Genomic DNA, 15,798 nt, shown 5'->3' with positions numbered 1-15,798 from the left:
GGACTGGCGCGCGCTACCATCGCGGGCACAGGATGCCGCCATGGCCTACACCCTCTCTTCCCTCCACAGCGATGCCGCCGCGCAAGACGGCGCGGCCGATGCCACCGATACCGCCTTCGCGCCGCACAGCTCGGTGCGCAGCTACAGCGGCGAGCACCAGGCCCATGCCCACGGCCATGCGCAGATCCTCTATGCGCTGCAGGGCCGCATGGAGCTGGAGGTGGGCGGGCGCAGCGCCTTTGTGGACGCCGTCAGCGGCATGCTCATCCCCGCCGGCGTGGACCACGGCTACCTTGCGGCGCCGCGCTCGCGCGTGTTCGTCATCGATGCGCCCAGCGGCCCGGGGCTGGACCGGATGCGGCGCTTTTCCGTGCCACCGGCCCTGCGCGGCCGGGAGTCGGAAGGCCCGGCCACCGAGCAGCTGGCCCAGGTGCTGCAGGCGCCCGGCCTGCTGGCGCGCCGGGGGCTGGACCTGCAAGGGCTGGCCGCGCAGGTGCAGGCCGCGCTGCACGAGGACTGGCCCACGGCCCGGCTGGCCGCCCTGTGCCACATGAGCGCCCAGCGCTTTCACGCGCGCTTCGTGGAGCTGGCGGGCCAGCCGCCCCAGGCCTGGCTGCGCGGCCTGCGCCTGGATGCGGCCGAGCGCGGGCTGGCGCGGGGCCTGCCCCTGGAGGCCACGGCGCTGCGCTGCGGCTATGCCTCGGCCAGCGCGCTGGCCTATGCGCTGCGGCGCGACCGGGGCGTGACGGCGCGGCAGCTGCGCGGCTAGCCCGTTCACAGTCTTCCGGACTACGAGCGTTTCTCGACAAATGCCCGGCCGCGCCAAGCGCAACATGGCGCCATGGTTCGCAATTCTTCCGCCTCTTCCTCCGCCGTCGGCATCGCCTTCGTTTCGGTGGCCGCCGTGCTCTGGGGCACGACGGGCACGGCGCAAAGCCTGGGCGCAGGCGGGCTGTCGCCGTTCTGGGTGGGCGCCGCGCAGCTGGCCGTCTCCAGCCTGTTTCTGGGGGCGCTGCTGGCGGTTTCCCATTGGAGGCTGCGCGGGCGGGCCGGGCAGGGCGTGGCGCCCGTCCAGCCGCTGCTGCCCAACCCGGTGCACCTGGGACTGCGTCCGGCCTGGTTCGTGCTGGCTTCCATGGGAATCGGCGGCTACAGCATCTTCTTCTACGAGGGCGTGACGCTCACGGGCGTGGCCGTGGGCACGGCCGTGGCCATTGGCAGCGGCCCCATCTGGGCCGGGCTGATGCAGGCGCTGGTGCTGCGCGCGCCCCTGTCGGCCCTGTGGTGGGCCGGCACGCTGGTGAGCGTGGCGGGAGGCGCGGCCATGGTGATGGCACGGGGCGGCGCCACGCTGTCCTGGAGCGGCCTGGCCCTGTGCCTGCTGGCGGGGCTGTCGTACGCGGGTTATGCGCTGATCAACAAGCGCCTGGTCACCCACATGTCGCCGCGCGTGGTGAATTTCTATGTCTTCACCGGGGCGGCCTGCATGGCGGTGCCGATTGCGCTGGTGCAAAGCGGCCTGCCGCAGTGGAGCCTGGCGGCCGTGCTGGTGGTGGTCTACCTGGGCGTGGTGGTGTCGGGCCTGGCGCACATGCTGTTTTCCATCGGGCTGCGCAGCATCTCGGGCCCCACGGGCGTGACGCTGAGCCTGATCGAGCCCGTGGCGGCCTTCGTGCTGGCGGTGTGGGTCGTGGGCGAGCGGCAGCCGCTGCAATCGTGGCTGGGGCTGCTGGCCGTGCTGGCCGGGCTGATGCTGGTGATCGGCGCCGAGATGCGGGCGCAGCGGGCCGTGATGGCCGCGCAGATGGCGTAACTCTTTGTAGGCCGGCGCCGCTCTTCACGATGCGCTGTTCTCCGCATGTTTCGGGCATGCATGGCCGCTAGACTTGGCGGCATGCAGCAGCCATCCCATCTCTCTTCCGAGCCCTGTGCCCCGTCCGCCTGGGGCTGTGCCTGCGCGCCCTGGCGCGCGCGTCGCGGTTTTCTGCTGGCCGGCAGCGCGGCGGCCATGGGCCTGGCCACGGCGCCGGTGGCGGCACAGGTGCAGGTGGGCGGTGCCTCGGGCCTGCGCAAGCTGGTGCCGGCCGAGACGCTGGAAGGCGCCGCCACCGACCAGTACCAGCAACTGCTGGCCAAGGCCCGCGCCCAGGGCGCGCTGGCTGGCGACAGCAACCCGCAGCTGCAGCGGCTGCGCGCCATTGCCCGGCGGCTGATTCCGTACACAGCCCAATGGAACCCGCGTGCCAATGCCTGGCGCTGGGAGGTGAATCTGATCGGCAGCAAGGAGATCAACGCCTTTTGCATGCCGGGCGGCAAGATCGCCTTCTACACGGGCATCATCGACCAGCTGCAGCTCACCGACGACGAGATCGCCATGATCATGGGCCACGAAATGGCCCATGCGCTGCGCGAGCACTCGCGCGAGCAGTTGGCCAAGAACCAGGCCACCAGCATCGGCATCTCGCTGGGCGCCCAATTGCTGGGCCTGGGCGACCTGGGCAATGCGGCGGCCCGCCTGGGCGGCCAGCTGCTGTCGCTGAAATTCAGCCGAGGCGACGAGAGCGAGGCCGACCTCGTGGGCCTGGAGCTGGCCGCGCGCGCCGGCTACAACCCCCAGGCCTCGGTCTCGCTGTGGCGCAAGATGGGCCAGGCCACGGGCGACCGTGGCGGCCTGGAATTCCTGTCCACCCACCCCGCAGGCCCCGAGCGCATCCGCGAGCTGGAGCGCAACATCCCGCGCGTGGAAGGCCTCTACGAGGCCGCACGGCGCGGGTAGGCAGCCGCCTTCAGGCGGCGGCTTTTTGCTTTGGTTGATAGCCCATCACGGCTTTCACTTCAAGGTACTCCTTGAAGCCGTGCTCGCCCCATTCCCGGCCCGTGCCCGACTGCTTGTAGCCGCCGAACGGCGCGCCGAAGTCCGGTCCTGCACCGTTGAGGTGGACCATGCCGGTGCGCAGGCGCGAGGCCACGCGGCGTGCGCGCTCCAGGCTGCCTGACTGCACATAGCCCGACAGGCCGTAGGGCGTGTCGTTGGCCTGGGCGATGGCCTCCTCCTCCGTGTCGTAGGGCAGGATGACCAGCACGGGGCCGAAGATTTCCTCGCGCGCAATGGTCATGTCGTTGCGCACGTCGGCGAACACCGTGGGCCGCACGAAGTAGCCGCGCGCAAGGCCCTCGGGGCGGCCCGTGCCGCCGGCCACCAGGGTGGCGCCTTCGGCGATGCCGGCCTCGATCAGGCCCTGGATCTTGCGGAACTGCGCCTCGCTGACCACGGGGCCCATGTGCATGGCGCCGGTGTCGGCCAGTGCATCGCCCACCTTCACGCCCTCGGCAGCGGCCTTGGCCGCGGCCACGGCGCGCGCATGCAGGGCGCGCGGCACGAACATGCGCGTGGGTGCGTTGCAGCTCTGGCCCGAATTGGTGAAGCAGGCGTTCACGCCCTGGGCCACGGCTTTTTCGATGTCGGCATCGTCCAGCACGATGTTGGCCGACTTGCCGCCCAGCTCCTGCGTCACGCGCTTGACGGTATCGGCCGAGGCCTTGGCCACGGCAATGCCCGCGCGCGTGGAGCCGGTGAAGGTCATCATGTCGATGCCGGGGTGCACGGACATGGCCTCGCCCACCGAGTGGCCGTCGCCGTTGACCAGGTTGAACACGCCGGCCGGTACGCCCGCTTCGTGCAGGATCTCGGCCACCAGGATGGCGTTCAGCGGCGCGATCTCCGAGGGCTTGAGCACCATGGTGCAGCCCGCCGCCAGGGCTGGTGCCACCTTGCACATGATCTGGTTGATGGGCCAGTTCCAGGGCGTGATCATGCCCACCACGCCCACGGGCTCATGCACGATGCCGGTGGTGCCGCGCACGCTCTCGAACTCGAATTCCCTGAGCACCTGCAGGGTCTGCTTCAGGTGCCCCGCGCCCACGGTGGCCTGGGCCGCGCGCGACAGCCACAGCGGCGCGCCCATCTCCAGCGAGATGGTCTGCGCCACCTCGTCGATGCGGCGCATGTAGACCGCCAGCACCTTGTCCAGCAGGGCCAGCCGCTCGTCCCGCGTGGTCTGCGAGAAGCCGTCGAACGCGCGGCGTGCGGCGGCCACGGCTGCATCGACATCGGCGGCCGAGCCCATGCTGATGCGGGCCGCCACCTCCTCGGTGGACGGATTGATCACATCCAGCGTGCGCGGCACGGCCGGGGGAACCCATTGGCCGTCGATATAGAACTGCAGGTGCTCTTGCGTGCTCATGAAGCTGTCTCCGTGTCTCGTTGTCATTGGGTGGAAGGGGTGTCGAAGGTGACGCGCTGGTTCACGCGGTAGTGGGGCCAGTAGTCGGCCACAGCATAGTGCTGCGTGCTGCGGTTGTCCCAGATGGCGATGCCGCCCGCGTCCCATTGATGATGCACCATGAACTCCGGCTTCTTCAGCCAGTCCAGCAGGAAGGCGAGCACGCCGCGCGCCTCGTGCCGGTCCACGCCCGTGATGTGGCGCGTGAAATCGGCATTGACGAAGATGCACTTGCGGCCTGAATCGGGGTTGGTGCGCACCACGGGATGCGTCACTGGCTTGAATTGGCGCAGCGCCTCGAACAGCGCCTCCTCGCCCTTGCGGCCCAGGTATTCCCGGAAGCCCGATTCCTCCCAGGTATGGACCGCCTGCAGGCCTTCCAGGTACTGCTGCATGCCGGGCGAGAGCCAGTCATAGGCCTTGCTGGTGCTGGTCCAGCAGGTGTTGCCGCCGGCCGGCGGCGTGGTCACGATCTGGATCACGGTGCCCAGCGGCGGCTGCTGCTTCCAGCTGATGTCGGTGTGCCAGTTGTCTATGGCGGGCGGGCGGTCCTTGTCGGAGATGATCATCTCCACGTCGGGCATGCCGCTCTTGCGCTCGAAGTACGAGCCCTTGGACAGCGGGCCGAACACCTGCGCCAGCGCCACATGCTGCTCGGCCGTGATGGCCTGGGGCCGGAAGAAGATGACCTCGAAGTCGTACAGGGCCTGTCGCAGTTCTGCCTGCACATCGGGGGACAGGGGCCGGGTCAGGTCCACGCCCTCGATCCAGGCCGCGAAGTTGGGCATGCGCGGCACGGGGCGGATGTGGTGGTAGCGGGCGTCGATGTCGATCAGCTGCATGGGGGCGGCATTGGCCATGGGGGTACTCCTTGGAGGAACGGATGGAAGGGGAGGAAGAGGGAGGAAGGTGGGGAGAGAGGGCTGGCGGGCTCACTGCCAGTGCAGCAGCCTCCTCTCGGCCCAGGACATGAAGCGCACCATGCCCACGCCCAGCAGGGCCAGCACCAGCAGCAGCGCCATGACGCCATTGATGTCGAAGGTGGAGCCCAGGTAGGCCAGGGTCTGGCCCAGACCTTTTTCGCTGGCGATGATCTCGGTGCCCACCACGCCCAGCAGGGCATAGATCAATCCCAGGCGCAGGCCCGAGAAGATCACCGGGACGGCGCCGGGCAGCGTGACCTCGAAGAAGGTGGTGGCGGCGCTGGCGCCCAGGGTGCGGCACAGCGTCACATGGTCCTGGCTGACGCCCCGCATGCCTGCCACCGTGGCCGACAGCACGATGAAGAAGGTCAGCGAGCAGCCCACGGCGATCTTGCTGCCCAGCCCCAGCCCGAACCACAGGATGAACAGCGGCGCCAGCGCGATGCGCGGCATCACGTTCAGCGCGTTGAAGTAGGGCTCGGCAAAGCGCTCGATGGCCGGCCAGCGCACGAAGACCAGCCCGGTGGCGAAGGCGGCCACGCTGCCCAGCACGAAGGAGCAGCCCACGGCGGCCAGCGTCCAGCCCAGGTCAGACCAGAACCGGGCCGTGCCCGCATGGTTCCAGAGATAGGCGGCCACGCCGCTGGGCTGGCCGAAGAAGGTGGGGTCCAGCCAGCGGCGCGCGGCGGCCCATTCGGCCAGTCCCAGCACGAGACAGATGAACAGCGCATGCAGCGCCAGCCATTGCAGACGGTCAGCCTTCATGGTGCACCCATCCCGATTCAAGCTGCGACCACAGGGCCGCATAGAGTTCATGGAAGCGCGGCGACTTCTGCAGGTCGCGGATGGAGCGCGGGCGCGGCAGGTCGATGGGCAGGTCGGCGATGATGCGGCCCGGTCGCGAGGACATCACCACCACGCGGTCGGAGACCGCCACGGCCTCGGCCAGGTCGTGGGTCACGAACAGCACGCTGTGGCGGTGCTGCTGGCACAGGCGCAGCAGCAGGTCCTGCAGCTGCAGCTTGGTCTGCGCGTCCAGGGCGCCGAAGGGCTCGTCCATCAGCAGCAGTTGCGCGTCCAGCGCAAAGGTGCGCGCCAGCGCCGTGCGCTGGCGCATGCCGTGGGACAAGGCCTTGGGCATGGCCTGCGCATGGTCGGCCAGGCCCACCTCCTGCAGCATGCGCAGTGCGCGCTCCGTGCTGTCGGCTGTGCCGACGCCGCGCACGCGCGCGCCGAAGGCGGCGTTCTCCAGCGCCGTGCACCAGGGCAGCAGGCTGTCGCGCGCCAGCATGTAGCCCACGCGGGAACTGCCCAGGCGCGGTGCTTCGCCCAGCACGCGCAGCGTGCCGGCACCGGTGTGGGCCACCAGGCCTGCGCAGAGGTTGAGCAGACTGGTCTTGCCGCAGCCGCTGGGCCCGACCAGCGAGACGAATTCGCCCTCGGCCACCTGCAGCGCAATGTTGTCCAGCACCTGCGTGCGGCCGTCGAAGCTCAGCTGCAAGCCGTCGGCGGCAATGGCCTGCGGGGGCGGCAGCTGCGATCCATTGGAAGTCATGGCGAGCTCCCCCTTCACTGCACCAGCAGGGGCGCGGTGTCGATCAGCTTGTCGATCTGTCCCGTGCGCTGCAGGTAGCGCGCGGCATGCTGCAGGGCCTTGGGGTCCACCGCAAACTGCATGGAAGGAATGGCGTTGCGCAGCGCCACTTCCAGGATCCGGTCGCCGCCTGGCGTGTTGATCCTGAAGCTGTCCTGCGCGACTTTGAGCAATGCATCGAAATGGGCCGGTTCGCGGGCATAGTCGGCCGCCTCGTTCATGGCGCGGCGCAAGCCCTCCACGGCCGGGGCGTTCTTGCGCAGGAAGTCGGCGCGCACCACCTGCAGCACGCCGGCGCCGTTGGTGTCCACCACCTCGGCGGGACCCTGGCCCCTGCGCGGATCGACCACGATGCGACAGGCCTGGCTGACCTCGCAAAAGCCGTCCATGGGCGAGAACAGCATCAGGCCATCGACCTGCTTTTGCGCAATCGCCGGAAAGGCGGTGTTGGGCGAGCCCACGGCGACGATGGTGACGTCGTCCGCCTTCATGCCCGCGCCCTGCAGCAGGCTCACGAGCTGGAACTCGGCCGCGCTGCCACGCGCCGTCACGCCGATGCGCCGGCCCCTGAAGTCCTGCATCACGGCGGGATAGCCCTGGCCGGCATGCGGGGTGGGCAGGGCCGACGAGGCCATGAGGAAGAACGTCGGCGCGCTCGCGCCGCTGCCGATCACCTTGAGGTCGGCGCCCTTGTTGACCGCCTGAAGCAGCACCTCGGGCGGTGTAAACGCCACTTCGAGGTCACCGGCCAGCAAGGTCTGCAGCGCCAGCGGCGCTTGCGGGATGGGGCGCAGTTCGCAGCGTATGCCGTGCTTCTCGCACAGTCCCCGCGCGTTGGCCACGCGCACCAGGAAATTGCCGATGCCGGGGTAGTCCTGGATACGCAGCGTGGGCGTCTGTGCCAGGGCTGCCTGGGTCGAGAGCAGGGCGAACACGAAGGCGGATACCAGGGCGAGCGTGGTGCGGATCATGGGGCGGGCTCCATACGTGTGGGTATGGGGCCGATTACAAGGATGGTGCTATGCGCCAATTGCCGCGAAAGGGACAATGGGCGGGTGAACACCAAGCTCGGTTCCCCCAACACCTCTTTGGCGCAGGCGCGCAGCGAGCGCTATCGCGTGGACCTGCTGGCCGAATTGCCGGCCGCATCGGCACGCGGGTTGCGGGCCATAGGCTCCAGGCGCCGCTACCGCGATGGACAGTTCGTGCAAAAGCGCGGCGATGCGGCCGACCATGCGCTGGTGCTGCTGTCAGGGCGCTTTCGTGTCGTGGCCTTCACCGTGGGCGGCACCGAGCGCATGACGCGCTGGCTGGAGGCCGGGGAGATCACCGGCATCAGCTCGGTGCTGGGCAATGCGCCCGTGCCCGTGGACCTGGTGGCCGATGGCGATGTCGAGGTGCTGGTTCTGCCGCGCCAGCCGCTGCTGGACTTCCTGGAGCGCGATGCGCCCGCATGCCTGGCTGTGGCGCGCCTGCTGAGCCTGCGCGTGAACGGGCTGCTGGACACCATCTTCATCAGTTCGGAGGACACGCTGCATGCCCGGGTCTGGGCCACCTTGCAGGTTCTGGCGGCAGAGAACGGCCTGCCCCTGCCCGGCGGCCGCACCCTGCTGCGCATATCGCAGGGTGATCTGTCGCATGTGGTGGGCGCCTCGCGCCAGCGCGTGAACGAGGAGCTGCGCAAGCTGCAGGCGGGCGGCAGCGTGCGCCTTGGCTATCGGTGGATCGAGGTGCTGGGCTGAGACAGCTGCAGGCTCAGGTCCCGCCCACGTAGGGGTTGCTCTTGCGCTCGCGGCCGAAGCTGCTTTCGGGGCCGTGGCCTGGGATGAACACGGTCTGGTCGCCCATGGGCCACAGGCGCTGGACGATGCTGTCGATCAGCTGCTGGTGGTTGCCCTGGGGAAAGTCAGTGCGGCCGATGCTGCCCGCGAACAGCACATCGCCCACGAAGGCGCGGTCGATCTGCGGCGCATGGAACACCACGTGGCCGGGCGTATGGCCGGGGCAGTGGCGCACCTGCAGCGTTTCCTGGCCGATGCTCACCGTGTCGCCATCGTGCAGCCAGCGCGTGGGCGTGAAGGGGTCCGAATGCGGGAAGCCGAACATGGCGCCCTGCTGGGGCAGCGCATCGATCCAGAACTGGTCGCCGGGATGAGGGCCGATGATGGGCAACTGCTGTGCATCGGCCAGCTCGCGCGTGCCGCCCGCGTGGTCTATGTGGGCGTGCGTGAGCCAGATGGCCTTGAGCGCCAGGCCCAGGCGCTCTATCTCCCAGCCGATCTGCTCCAGGTCGCCGCCCGGGTCGATGACGGCGGCTTCCATGGTCTGGTCGCACCAGACCAGCGAGCAGTTCTGCTGGAAGGCGGTGACGGGGATGGTGTGGTACTGGAGCATGGGCGGCGTGGTTGCTTCTGGCGAAAGCGCCCATTATTCCCGCTCCTTCCCCTGATGGCAGCGCAGGGCCGCCCCCGCTTGCACCGTCAGGTGGTCGGCTGGCCGCATTGCCCGCAGAACCGCGCGCCGGCCGGATGGCTGGCGTTGCAGTTCCTGCAGGCCTGCGGCAGCACCGCGCCGCCACACTGCGGGCAAAAGCGCGAGCTGGCGGCAATGGATGCACGGCAGCCGGGGCAGACCGCCGCCACGGCTGCGGCACGGTAAGCGCCGCCACCGTGGTGGCCTCCGCGCGAATGATTTCCGAACAGTCTTTGCAAGAGTCCCATGGTGCATTCCTTCGCACTGCGCGGATGCGCCGCTGCAGTCGTTCAAAGGTGCATTGGGACACGGCAGCGGTGCGCCGGGCCGTGGATGGCGATCATTTAATGTGGCTGTCATCTCGTGGCAATCCAGGTCCTGTGACGGACAGGAGACAGCCTCGCGGGCAGACCCCGTGGCTGCGGCAACGCCGCCGTGTTACAAGCTAGCCGTGCCGCCAAGCCAGCCTGCCCCCGATGCAGGCACGCAAGGATTTTTTCGAGGATGGGCCGGGCCGCCACCTGCGCAATGCAGGGCGGGTACCGGCATCACGCGAGGGAGAACCGGTATGTTGATTGGCGTGCCTGCCGAGACCATGGCAGGAGAAACCCGGGTGGCTGCGACCCCCGAGACCGTCAAGAAGCTGCGTGCGCAAGGCCATGTGCTGCGCGTGCAGGCGGGGGCGGGAGTGGCGGCCAGCGTGCCCGATGCCTTGTACGAGGCAGCGGGCGCGGAGATCGTCGATGTGGCAGGCGCCCTGGGCGCCGACCTGGTGCTCAAGGTCCGTATCCCTTCGGAGGACGAGTTGCCCGGCATCCGCAAGGGCGCAACGCTGGTCGGCATGCTGGACCCGTTCCAGCCCGCAGGCCTGCAGCGCCTGGCCGATGCGGGCATCACGGCCTATGCGCTGGAGGCGGCTCCGCGCACCACGCGTGCGCAGAGCATGGACGTGCTGTCCAGCCAGGCCAATATCGCTGGCTACAAGGCCGTGATGATTGCGGCCAACCAGTACCAGCGCTTCTTTCCCATGCTGATGACGGCGGCCGGCACGGTGAAGGCCGCGCGCGTCGTGGTGCTGGGCGTGGGCGTGGCGGGCCTGCAGGCCATTGCCACGGCCAAGCGCCTGGGCGCCGTGATCGAGGCCAGCGATGTGCGGCCCAGCGTGCGTGAGCAGGTCGAATCCCTGGGCGGCAAGTTCATCGACGTGCCCTACGAGACCGCCGAGGAAAAGGAGGCTGCCGAAGGCGTGGGCGGCTACGCGCGCCCCATGCCGCAAAGCTGGCTGGACCGCCAGAAGGCCGAGGTGGCCAAGCGCGTGGCCCAGGCCGACGTGGTCATCACCACGGCGCTGATCCCGGGCCGGCCCGCTCCCGTGCTGGTCACGGCCGAGATGGTGCAGGCCATGAAGCCCGGCGCCGTCATCGTGGACCTGGCGGCAGAGCGCGGCGGCAACTGCCCGCTGACCCAGGCCGGCATGACCGTGGTCACGCATGGCGTGACCATCGTGGGCCTGACCAACCTGCCCGCCATGGTGGCGGCCGATGCCTCGGCCCTGTATGCACGCAATGTGCTCGATTTTCTCAAGCTCATCATCAACAAGGATGGCGCCCTGCATGTGGACATGGAGGACGACATCGTGGCCGCGTGCCTGATGGCCCATGAAGGCCAGCTGCGGAGGAAATGACATGGAAGCCGTATCCCCCACCATCATCCATCTCATCATCTTCGTGCTGGCCATCTACGTGGGCTACCACGTGGTGTGGACCGTCACGCCCGCGCTGCACACGCCGCTGATGGCGGTGACCAATGCCATCTCGGCCATCGTCATCGTCGGCGCCATGCTGGCGGCGGCGCTCACGGAAACGGGCCTGGGCAAGACCATGGGCGTGCTGGCCGTGGCGCTGGCTGCGGTCAACGTGTTCGGCGGCTTCCTGGTCACGCGGCGCATGCTGGAGATGTTCCGCAAGAAAGAGCGCAAGAGCGCTCCGGCCAAGGACGGCAAGGACGCCAAGGCGGAGGGCCAGTCATGAGCATGAACCTCGTCACGTTGCTCTACCTGGTGGCCAGCGTCTGCTTCATCCAGGCGCTCAAGGGGTTGTCGCACCCCACCACCTCCATACGCGGCAACCTGTTCGGCATGGCCGGCATGGTGATCGCCGTGCTGACCACGGCGGCGCTCATCGTGCAGCTGGCCGGCGGCAATGCATTGGGCCTGGGCTGGGTGCTGCTGGGCCTGCTGGTCGGCGGCACGGCCGGTGCGGTCATGGCCCAGCGCGTGGAGATGACCAAGATGCCCGAGCTGGTGGCCTTCATGCACAGCATGATCGGCCTGGCGGCGGTGTTCATCGCCGTGGCCGCCGTGGCCGAGCCCTGGGCCTTTGCCATCACGGCCAAAGGCGGCGCCATCCCGGGCGGCAACCGCGTGGAGCTGGCGCTGGGCGCCTTCATCGGCGCCGTGACCTTCACGGGCTCGGTGATCGCCTTCGGCAAGCTCAGCGGCAAGTACAAGTTCCGCCTGTTCCAGGGCGCGCCCGTGCAGTTCAAGGGCCAGCATGCGCTCAACGCCGTGCTGGGGCTGGCAGCAGCCTTCTTCGTCTTCGGCTTCTGGCACAGCCAAAGCTGGATGGACATCGTGCTGGTCATCGCCCTGGGACTGCTGCTGGGCGTGCTGCTGATCATTCCGATTGGCGGCGCGGACATGCCGGTGGTCGTGTCCATGCTCAACAGCTACTCGGGCTGGGCGGCGGCGGGCATCGGCTTCTCGCTGAACAACAGCATGCTGATCATTGCGGGTTCGCTGGTGGGCAGCTCGGGCGCCATCCTGAGCTACATCATGTGCAAGGCCATGAACCGCTCGTTCTTCAGTGTGATCCTGGGCGGCTTCGGCGGCGAGGCCACCAGCGCGGCGGCAGGCTCCCAGCAGCAGCGCAACGTGAAAAGCGGCAGCGCCGACGATGCGGCCTTCGTCCTGGGCAATGCCGAGACCGTGGTCATCGTGCCCGGCTACGGCCTGGCCGTGGCGCGTGCCCAGCACGCGGTCAAGGAGCTGGCCGACAAACTCACCGAGCGCGGTGTGACGGTGAAGTACGCCATCCACCCGGTGGCCGGCCGCATGCCCGGCCACATGAACGTGCTGCTGGCCGAGGCCGAGGTGCCCTACGACCAGGTCTTCGAGATGGAGGACATCAACAGCGAGTTCGGCCAGGCCGACGTGGCCATCATCCTGGGCGCCAACGACGTGGTGAACCCCGCCGCACACGTCAAGGGCAGCCCCATCTACGGCATGCCCATCCTGGAGGCCTACAAGGCCAAGACGGTGATCGTCAACAAGCGCTCCATGGCGGCCGGCTATGCGGGCCTGGACAACGAGCTGTTCTACATGGACAAGACCATGATGGTCTTCGGCGACGCCAAGAAGGTGGTGGAGGACATGGGCAAGGCGCTGGAGTGAGGCGTGCGCCCGGGCTGAAGTCCGAGGAGGGCAGGGCCCAAGCCCTGGCCTCCTTGAAAACGATCTTGGGTCAGCCCCCGGACCGGGTCAGCAATTCGACCAGCGCATCGGCGATGGCTTGGCCTTCATGCTCCAGTGAGGCCACCACTTCACCCAATTGATCCAGGGCGACTGAAACCATGTCCAGGGCATGCAGGACGACCGGCACGCCTTCAATGACAAACACGGGATTCATCCTCGCACCCACGGTTGGAGTGCCGCGCGGCAGCAGATTCTGCCGAACCAGTGGAACCACGACGCGACGGCGGTAGCGGTCAAACAGCGAGGACTGGACCACGACGACGTAGGGAATCGAGTCGCGCAAGGCTCCCTTGTTGCGATGAACGTCGAATTGCGCCACTAGAGCGTCGAGTGCTCGTCTGCGAACGAACCCACCGCGATGTTGACCGCGTTCCAGTCGCTGGCGCAGGCGTCGGCAAGCCGTTGGCGCTCACGCTGTGCGCCCTCCTGCCTGGCAACGTATTCGGCCAGCAGGGATTCCATGGTGGCCGAGAGATTGTCGGTATAGGCCTTGGCCTGCGTCACCAGATCTGCATTGATCGTGAGATGGATTGGCCGCTTGGCGCTGGAGACAGCAATGGATTTCATCTCGGAACCCTCAGATAAAGATCATGCGCACAGTGTCTGTATGAGAGCGCGACGAGTCAAACCGCCGCGACCCAAGGCCCTGCTTGAACGTCTCACACCTTCATGTCATAGCCGATGGTCACCGGCGCATGGTCCGAGAACTTCACATCCTTGTAGATGTGCTCGGTGCGTGCCAGTGCGGCGGTGGCCGGGGTGGCCAGGTGGTAGTCCAGGCGCCATCCCACGTTGTTGGCATAGGCCTGGCCGCGGTTGCTCCACCATGTGTAGCAGGCGTCCGTGGTGTCCGGCTGGAGCAGGCGATAAACGTCCACAAGACCGCCCGTGGGATCAGTTTTGTGTAACAACTTTGTCATCCACTCGCGCTCTTCGGGCGTGAAACCGCTGTTTTTCTGGTTGCTGCGCCAGTTCTTGAGGTCGATCTGCTGGTGGGCGATGTTGATGTCCCCGCACAGGATGAACTCGCGCTCGCCCTTCATGCGCATCAGGTGATCGTGCATTTCGGCCAGGAAGCGGAACTTGGCCGTCTGGCGCAGTTCGCCCGAGCTGCCGCTGGGAAAGTAGGCGCTGATGATGGACAGCTTGCGCGCGGGCGTGTCGAAGCGCGCCTCCACGTAGCGGCCCTCGGCGTCGAATTCGTGCGAGCCGAAGCCGACCACGACATCGCTGGGCTCGTGGCGGCTGTAGACGCCCACGCCCGAGTAGCCCTTCTTCTCGGCGTAGTGGAAGTGGCCGCGCAGGCCGGCCAGCAGCTCGAAGCGTCCGGTCATGTCGGCGGCCTGGGCCTTGATTTCCTGCACGCAAATACAATCCGGCGCAGTGGCCTCGATCCAGGCTTCGACGCCCTTGGTCGAGGCCGAGCGGATGCCGTTGAGGTTGAGGCTGGTCAATTTGAACAAGGATGAATCCATGGTGGTGAGTAATCTGCAGGCCGATGACACAGGCCGTCTGGCGCAGGAATTTGTGCAATTCGCCGTTGACGCAGGGGTGCTGCGTTTCGGCGAGTTCAAGACCAAGGCCGGGCGCATGAGCCCGTACTTCTTCAATGCCGGCCTGTTCGATGACGGCGGCAAGATGGGCCGTCTCGCCGAATTCTATGCAAAAGCCATCGCGGCCAGCGGCATCGAGTTCGACATGATCTTCGGCCCCGCCTACAAGGGCATCCCGCTGGCCGCCACCGTGGCCGTGGAGCTGGCCCGCATGGGCCTGAACAAGCCCTTTGCGTACAACCGCAAGGAAGCCAAGGACCACGGCGAGGGCGGGACCCTGGTGGGCGCGCCCCTCAAGGGCCGCGTGCTGATCGTGGACGACGTGATGAGCGCCGGCACGGCAGCGCGTGAGTCCATCGCCATCATCCGCGCCGCAGGCGCCACGCCACATGCCGTGGCGATCGCGCTGGACCGCCAGGAAATGGCCACCGAGAATGGCCAGGACGTGCCCCACAGCGCCGTGCAGTACGTGCGCAATCAGCTGGGCATGCAGGTCTGCACTATTGCAAAACTGGCAGACTTATTGCTTTATCTTGAGATTCAAGGTGGCAGCGAAGGCAGCGGCCACCATGAGCGCGTGCTGGCCTACCGCCAGCGTTACGGAGTCAACGACAAGGAATAAGGGTTTGATGAACAAGGCGTTGCATGCACGGTTCCTGTGGTGCGCCCTGGCTGGTGCCGCGGCTGGCCCTGCCTGCGCCCTGGATGCCGGCGTGCCGGCCGGCATCTATGCATGCACCGACGCCAAGGGCCGGCGCCTGACGGCAGACCGCCCGATTGCCGAATGCGTGGACCGCGACCAGCGTGTGCTGGGCAGCTCCGGTGTGGAGCTGCGCCGCGTCGGCCCCACGCTGACCGACAACGAGCGCGCCGAGCTCGATGCCCAGCGCCGCCGCGAGCAGGCCGAACAGCGCCGTGTGCGCGAGGAACGCTCGCGCGAGCGCGCGCTGATTGCGCGCTATCCCAACCAAGCCGCGCACGACGCCGAACGCGCCGAGGCCCTGTCGCAGACCGACCAGGTCGCCAACCTGGCGCGCCAGCGCATACAGGAGCTGCAGGCGCAGCGCGTCAAGATCGATGGCGAGATGGAGTTCTACCGCAAGGACCCGTCCAAGGCCCCCGCCTCCCTGCGCCGCCAGCTCGATGAAAACCGCAGCAGCCAGGAGGAGCAGCAGCGCTTCATCCAGCAGCAGGAGCAGGAAAAAAGCCGCATCAACCAGCGCTTCGATGCCGAGCTCGTGTCGCTGCGTGCGCTGTGGAGCGCGGCCGCCGCCGCTGCGGCTCCCACGGGACGCTGAACGGCCCTTGCCCCCTGTCTTTCCCGTCTGGCGCGAACGGCCTGTCGCACGCCCGGTGCGCGTGAATCGGATTCGTCCTGCAAGCGCTGCCATTGCGGCGGTCTAGGCTGTCACTACATTCCCGGCCACGGATTTTCCCGGGC

19 protein-coding genes are annotated in these 15,798 nt (G+C 68.0%); 9 read left to right on the top strand and 10 right to left on the bottom strand.

The window, feature by feature from the left end; genetic code table 11:
- Nucleotides 1–40: 40 nt before the first annotated feature.
- From BO996_RS01350 to BO996_RS01340, 3 genes are all read left to right on the top strand, one after another.
- Nucleotides 41–769, top strand: a complete 729-nt coding sequence (locus BO996_RS01350) for a helix-turn-helix domain-containing protein (protein ID WP_012202269.1) — start codon at nt 41–43, stop codon at nt 767–769.
- Nucleotides 770–841: 72 nt separating this feature from the next.
- Nucleotides 842–1,813 carry a DMT family transporter gene (locus BO996_RS01345; RefSeq protein ID WP_071953805.1) on the top strand — a complete coding sequence of 324 codons (972 nt, stop codon included), beginning with the start codon at nt 842–844 and terminating at the stop codon, nt 1,811–1,813.
- A 60-nt stretch (nt 1,814–1,873) separates the two neighbouring features.
- Nucleotides 1,874–2,776, top strand: coding sequence for a M48 family metallopeptidase (locus tag BO996_RS01340; protein ID WP_016448572.1), 903 nt, complete (start codon nt 1,874–1,876; stop codon nt 2,774–2,776).
- 10 nt (nt 2,777–2,786) lie between these two features.
- On the opposite strand, the gene BO996_RS01335 is transcribed toward BO996_RS01340, so the two are convergent.
- The 5 genes from BO996_RS01335 to BO996_RS01315 form a co-directional block, all read right to left on the bottom strand.
- Nucleotides 2,787–4,244, bottom strand: a complete 1,458-nt coding sequence (locus tag BO996_RS01335) for an aldehyde dehydrogenase family protein (RefSeq protein ID WP_071953804.1) — start codon at nt 4,242–4,244, stop codon at nt 2,787–2,789.
- Nucleotides 4,245–4,267: 23 nt separating this feature from the next.
- Nucleotides 4,268–5,143: a TauD/TfdA dioxygenase family protein gene (locus BO996_RS01330; RefSeq protein ID WP_065347690.1), complete on the bottom strand. Its 876-nt coding sequence runs from the start codon at nt 5,141–5,143 to the stop codon at nt 4,268–4,270.
- A 72-nt stretch (nt 5,144–5,215) separates the two neighbouring features.
- A complete protein-coding gene (locus BO996_RS01325; RefSeq protein WP_071953803.1) occupies nt 5,216–5,971 on the bottom strand; it encodes an ABC transporter permease in 756 nt (251 codons plus the stop codon).
- Nucleotides 5,961–6,761, bottom strand: coding sequence for an ABC transporter ATP-binding protein (locus tag BO996_RS01320; protein ID WP_071953802.1), 801 nt, complete (start codon nt 6,759–6,761; stop codon nt 5,961–5,963). Before BO996_RS01320 ends, BO996_RS01325 begins: the two co-directional genes overlap by 11 nt.
- A gap of 14 nt (nt 6,762–6,775) precedes the next feature.
- Nucleotides 6,776–7,771, bottom strand: a complete 996-nt coding sequence (locus tag BO996_RS01315) for an ABC transporter substrate-binding protein (protein ID WP_071953801.1) — start codon at nt 7,769–7,771, stop codon at nt 6,776–6,778.
- Nucleotides 7,772–7,855: 84 nt separating this feature from the next.
- Between BO996_RS01315 and BO996_RS01310 the strand changes: the two genes are divergently transcribed.
- On the top strand, nt 7,856–8,542 hold the full coding sequence (locus tag BO996_RS01310; protein WP_065347692.1) for a Crp/Fnr family transcriptional regulator: 687 nt from the start codon (nt 7,856–7,858) through the stop codon (nt 8,540–8,542).
- A gap of 13 nt (nt 8,543–8,555) precedes the next feature.
- Here the strand turns inward: BO996_RS01310 and BO996_RS01305 are convergent, their stop codons facing one another.
- Nucleotides 8,556–9,194 (bottom strand): MBL fold metallo-hydrolase, encoded by a 639-nt coding sequence (locus BO996_RS01305; RefSeq protein ID WP_012202273.1) that lies wholly within the window; start codon nt 9,192–9,194, stop codon nt 8,556–8,558.
- 86 nt (nt 9,195–9,280) lie between these two features.
- Nucleotides 9,281–9,520, bottom strand: coding sequence for a zinc ribbon domain-containing protein (locus tag BO996_RS01300; protein ID WP_013800208.1), 240 nt, complete (start codon nt 9,518–9,520; stop codon nt 9,281–9,283).
- A 320-nt stretch (nt 9,521–9,840) separates the two neighbouring features.
- Here BO996_RS01300 and BO996_RS01290 point away from each other — a divergent pair, with 320 nt between their 5' ends.
- From BO996_RS01290 to BO996_RS01280, 3 genes are read left to right on the top strand one after another with little or no spacing between them, the layout of a single operon-like run.
- Nucleotides 9,841–10,956: a Re/Si-specific NAD(P)(+) transhydrogenase subunit alpha gene (locus tag BO996_RS01290; RefSeq protein WP_063327715.1), complete on the top strand. Its 1,116-nt coding sequence runs from the start codon at nt 9,841–9,843 to the stop codon at nt 10,954–10,956.
- A 1-nt stretch (nt 10,957) separates the two neighbouring features.
- Nucleotides 10,958–11,302, top strand: a complete 345-nt coding sequence (locus tag BO996_RS01285; RefSeq protein ID WP_012202276.1) for an NAD(P) transhydrogenase subunit alpha — start codon at nt 10,958–10,960, stop codon at nt 11,300–11,302.
- On the top strand, nt 11,299–12,723 hold the full coding sequence (locus BO996_RS01280) for an NAD(P)(+) transhydrogenase (Re/Si-specific) subunit beta (protein WP_012202277.1): 1,425 nt from the start codon (nt 11,299–11,301) through the stop codon (nt 12,721–12,723). The genes BO996_RS01285 and BO996_RS01280 overlap by 4 nt, the downstream gene beginning before the upstream one ends.
- 70 nt (nt 12,724–12,793) lie before the next feature.
- On the opposite strand, the gene BO996_RS01275 is transcribed toward BO996_RS01280, so the two are convergent.
- The 3 genes from BO996_RS01275 to BO996_RS01265 form a co-directional block, all read right to left on the bottom strand.
- Nucleotides 12,794–13,123: a CcdB family protein gene (locus BO996_RS01275; RefSeq protein ID WP_071953800.1), complete on the bottom strand. Its 330-nt coding sequence runs from the start codon at nt 13,121–13,123 to the stop codon at nt 12,794–12,796.
- A complete protein-coding gene (locus BO996_RS01270; RefSeq protein WP_043791083.1) occupies nt 13,123–13,371 on the bottom strand; it encodes a type II toxin-antitoxin system CcdA family antitoxin in 249 nt (82 codons plus the stop codon). Before BO996_RS01270 ends, BO996_RS01275 begins: the two co-directional genes overlap by 1 nt.
- Before the next feature lie 92 nt (nt 13,372–13,463).
- Nucleotides 13,464–14,267, bottom strand: coding sequence for an exodeoxyribonuclease III (locus BO996_RS01265; RefSeq protein ID WP_013800210.1), 804 nt, complete (start codon nt 14,265–14,267; stop codon nt 13,464–13,466).
- A 10-nt stretch (nt 14,268–14,277) separates the two neighbouring features.
- Between BO996_RS01265 and pyrE the strand changes: the two genes are divergently transcribed.
- Nucleotides 14,278–14,979 (top strand): orotate phosphoribosyltransferase, encoded by a 702-nt coding sequence (gene pyrE / locus BO996_RS01260; protein ID WP_013800211.1) that lies wholly within the window; start codon nt 14,278–14,280, stop codon nt 14,977–14,979.
- A 7-nt stretch (nt 14,980–14,986) separates the two neighbouring features.
- A complete protein-coding gene (locus tag BO996_RS01255; RefSeq protein WP_043821876.1) occupies nt 14,987–15,655 on the top strand; it encodes a hypothetical protein in 669 nt (222 codons plus the stop codon).
- The last annotated feature ends 143 nt before the right edge of the window (nt 15,656–15,798 follow it).

It is taken from the genome of Delftia sp. HK171, assembly GCF_001886655.1.
Classification (GTDB): domain Bacteria; phylum Pseudomonadota; class Gammaproteobacteria; order Burkholderiales; family Burkholderiaceae_C; genus Comamonas; species Comamonas acidovorans.
This window is presented reverse-complemented; position numbering and strand designations above follow the sequence as displayed.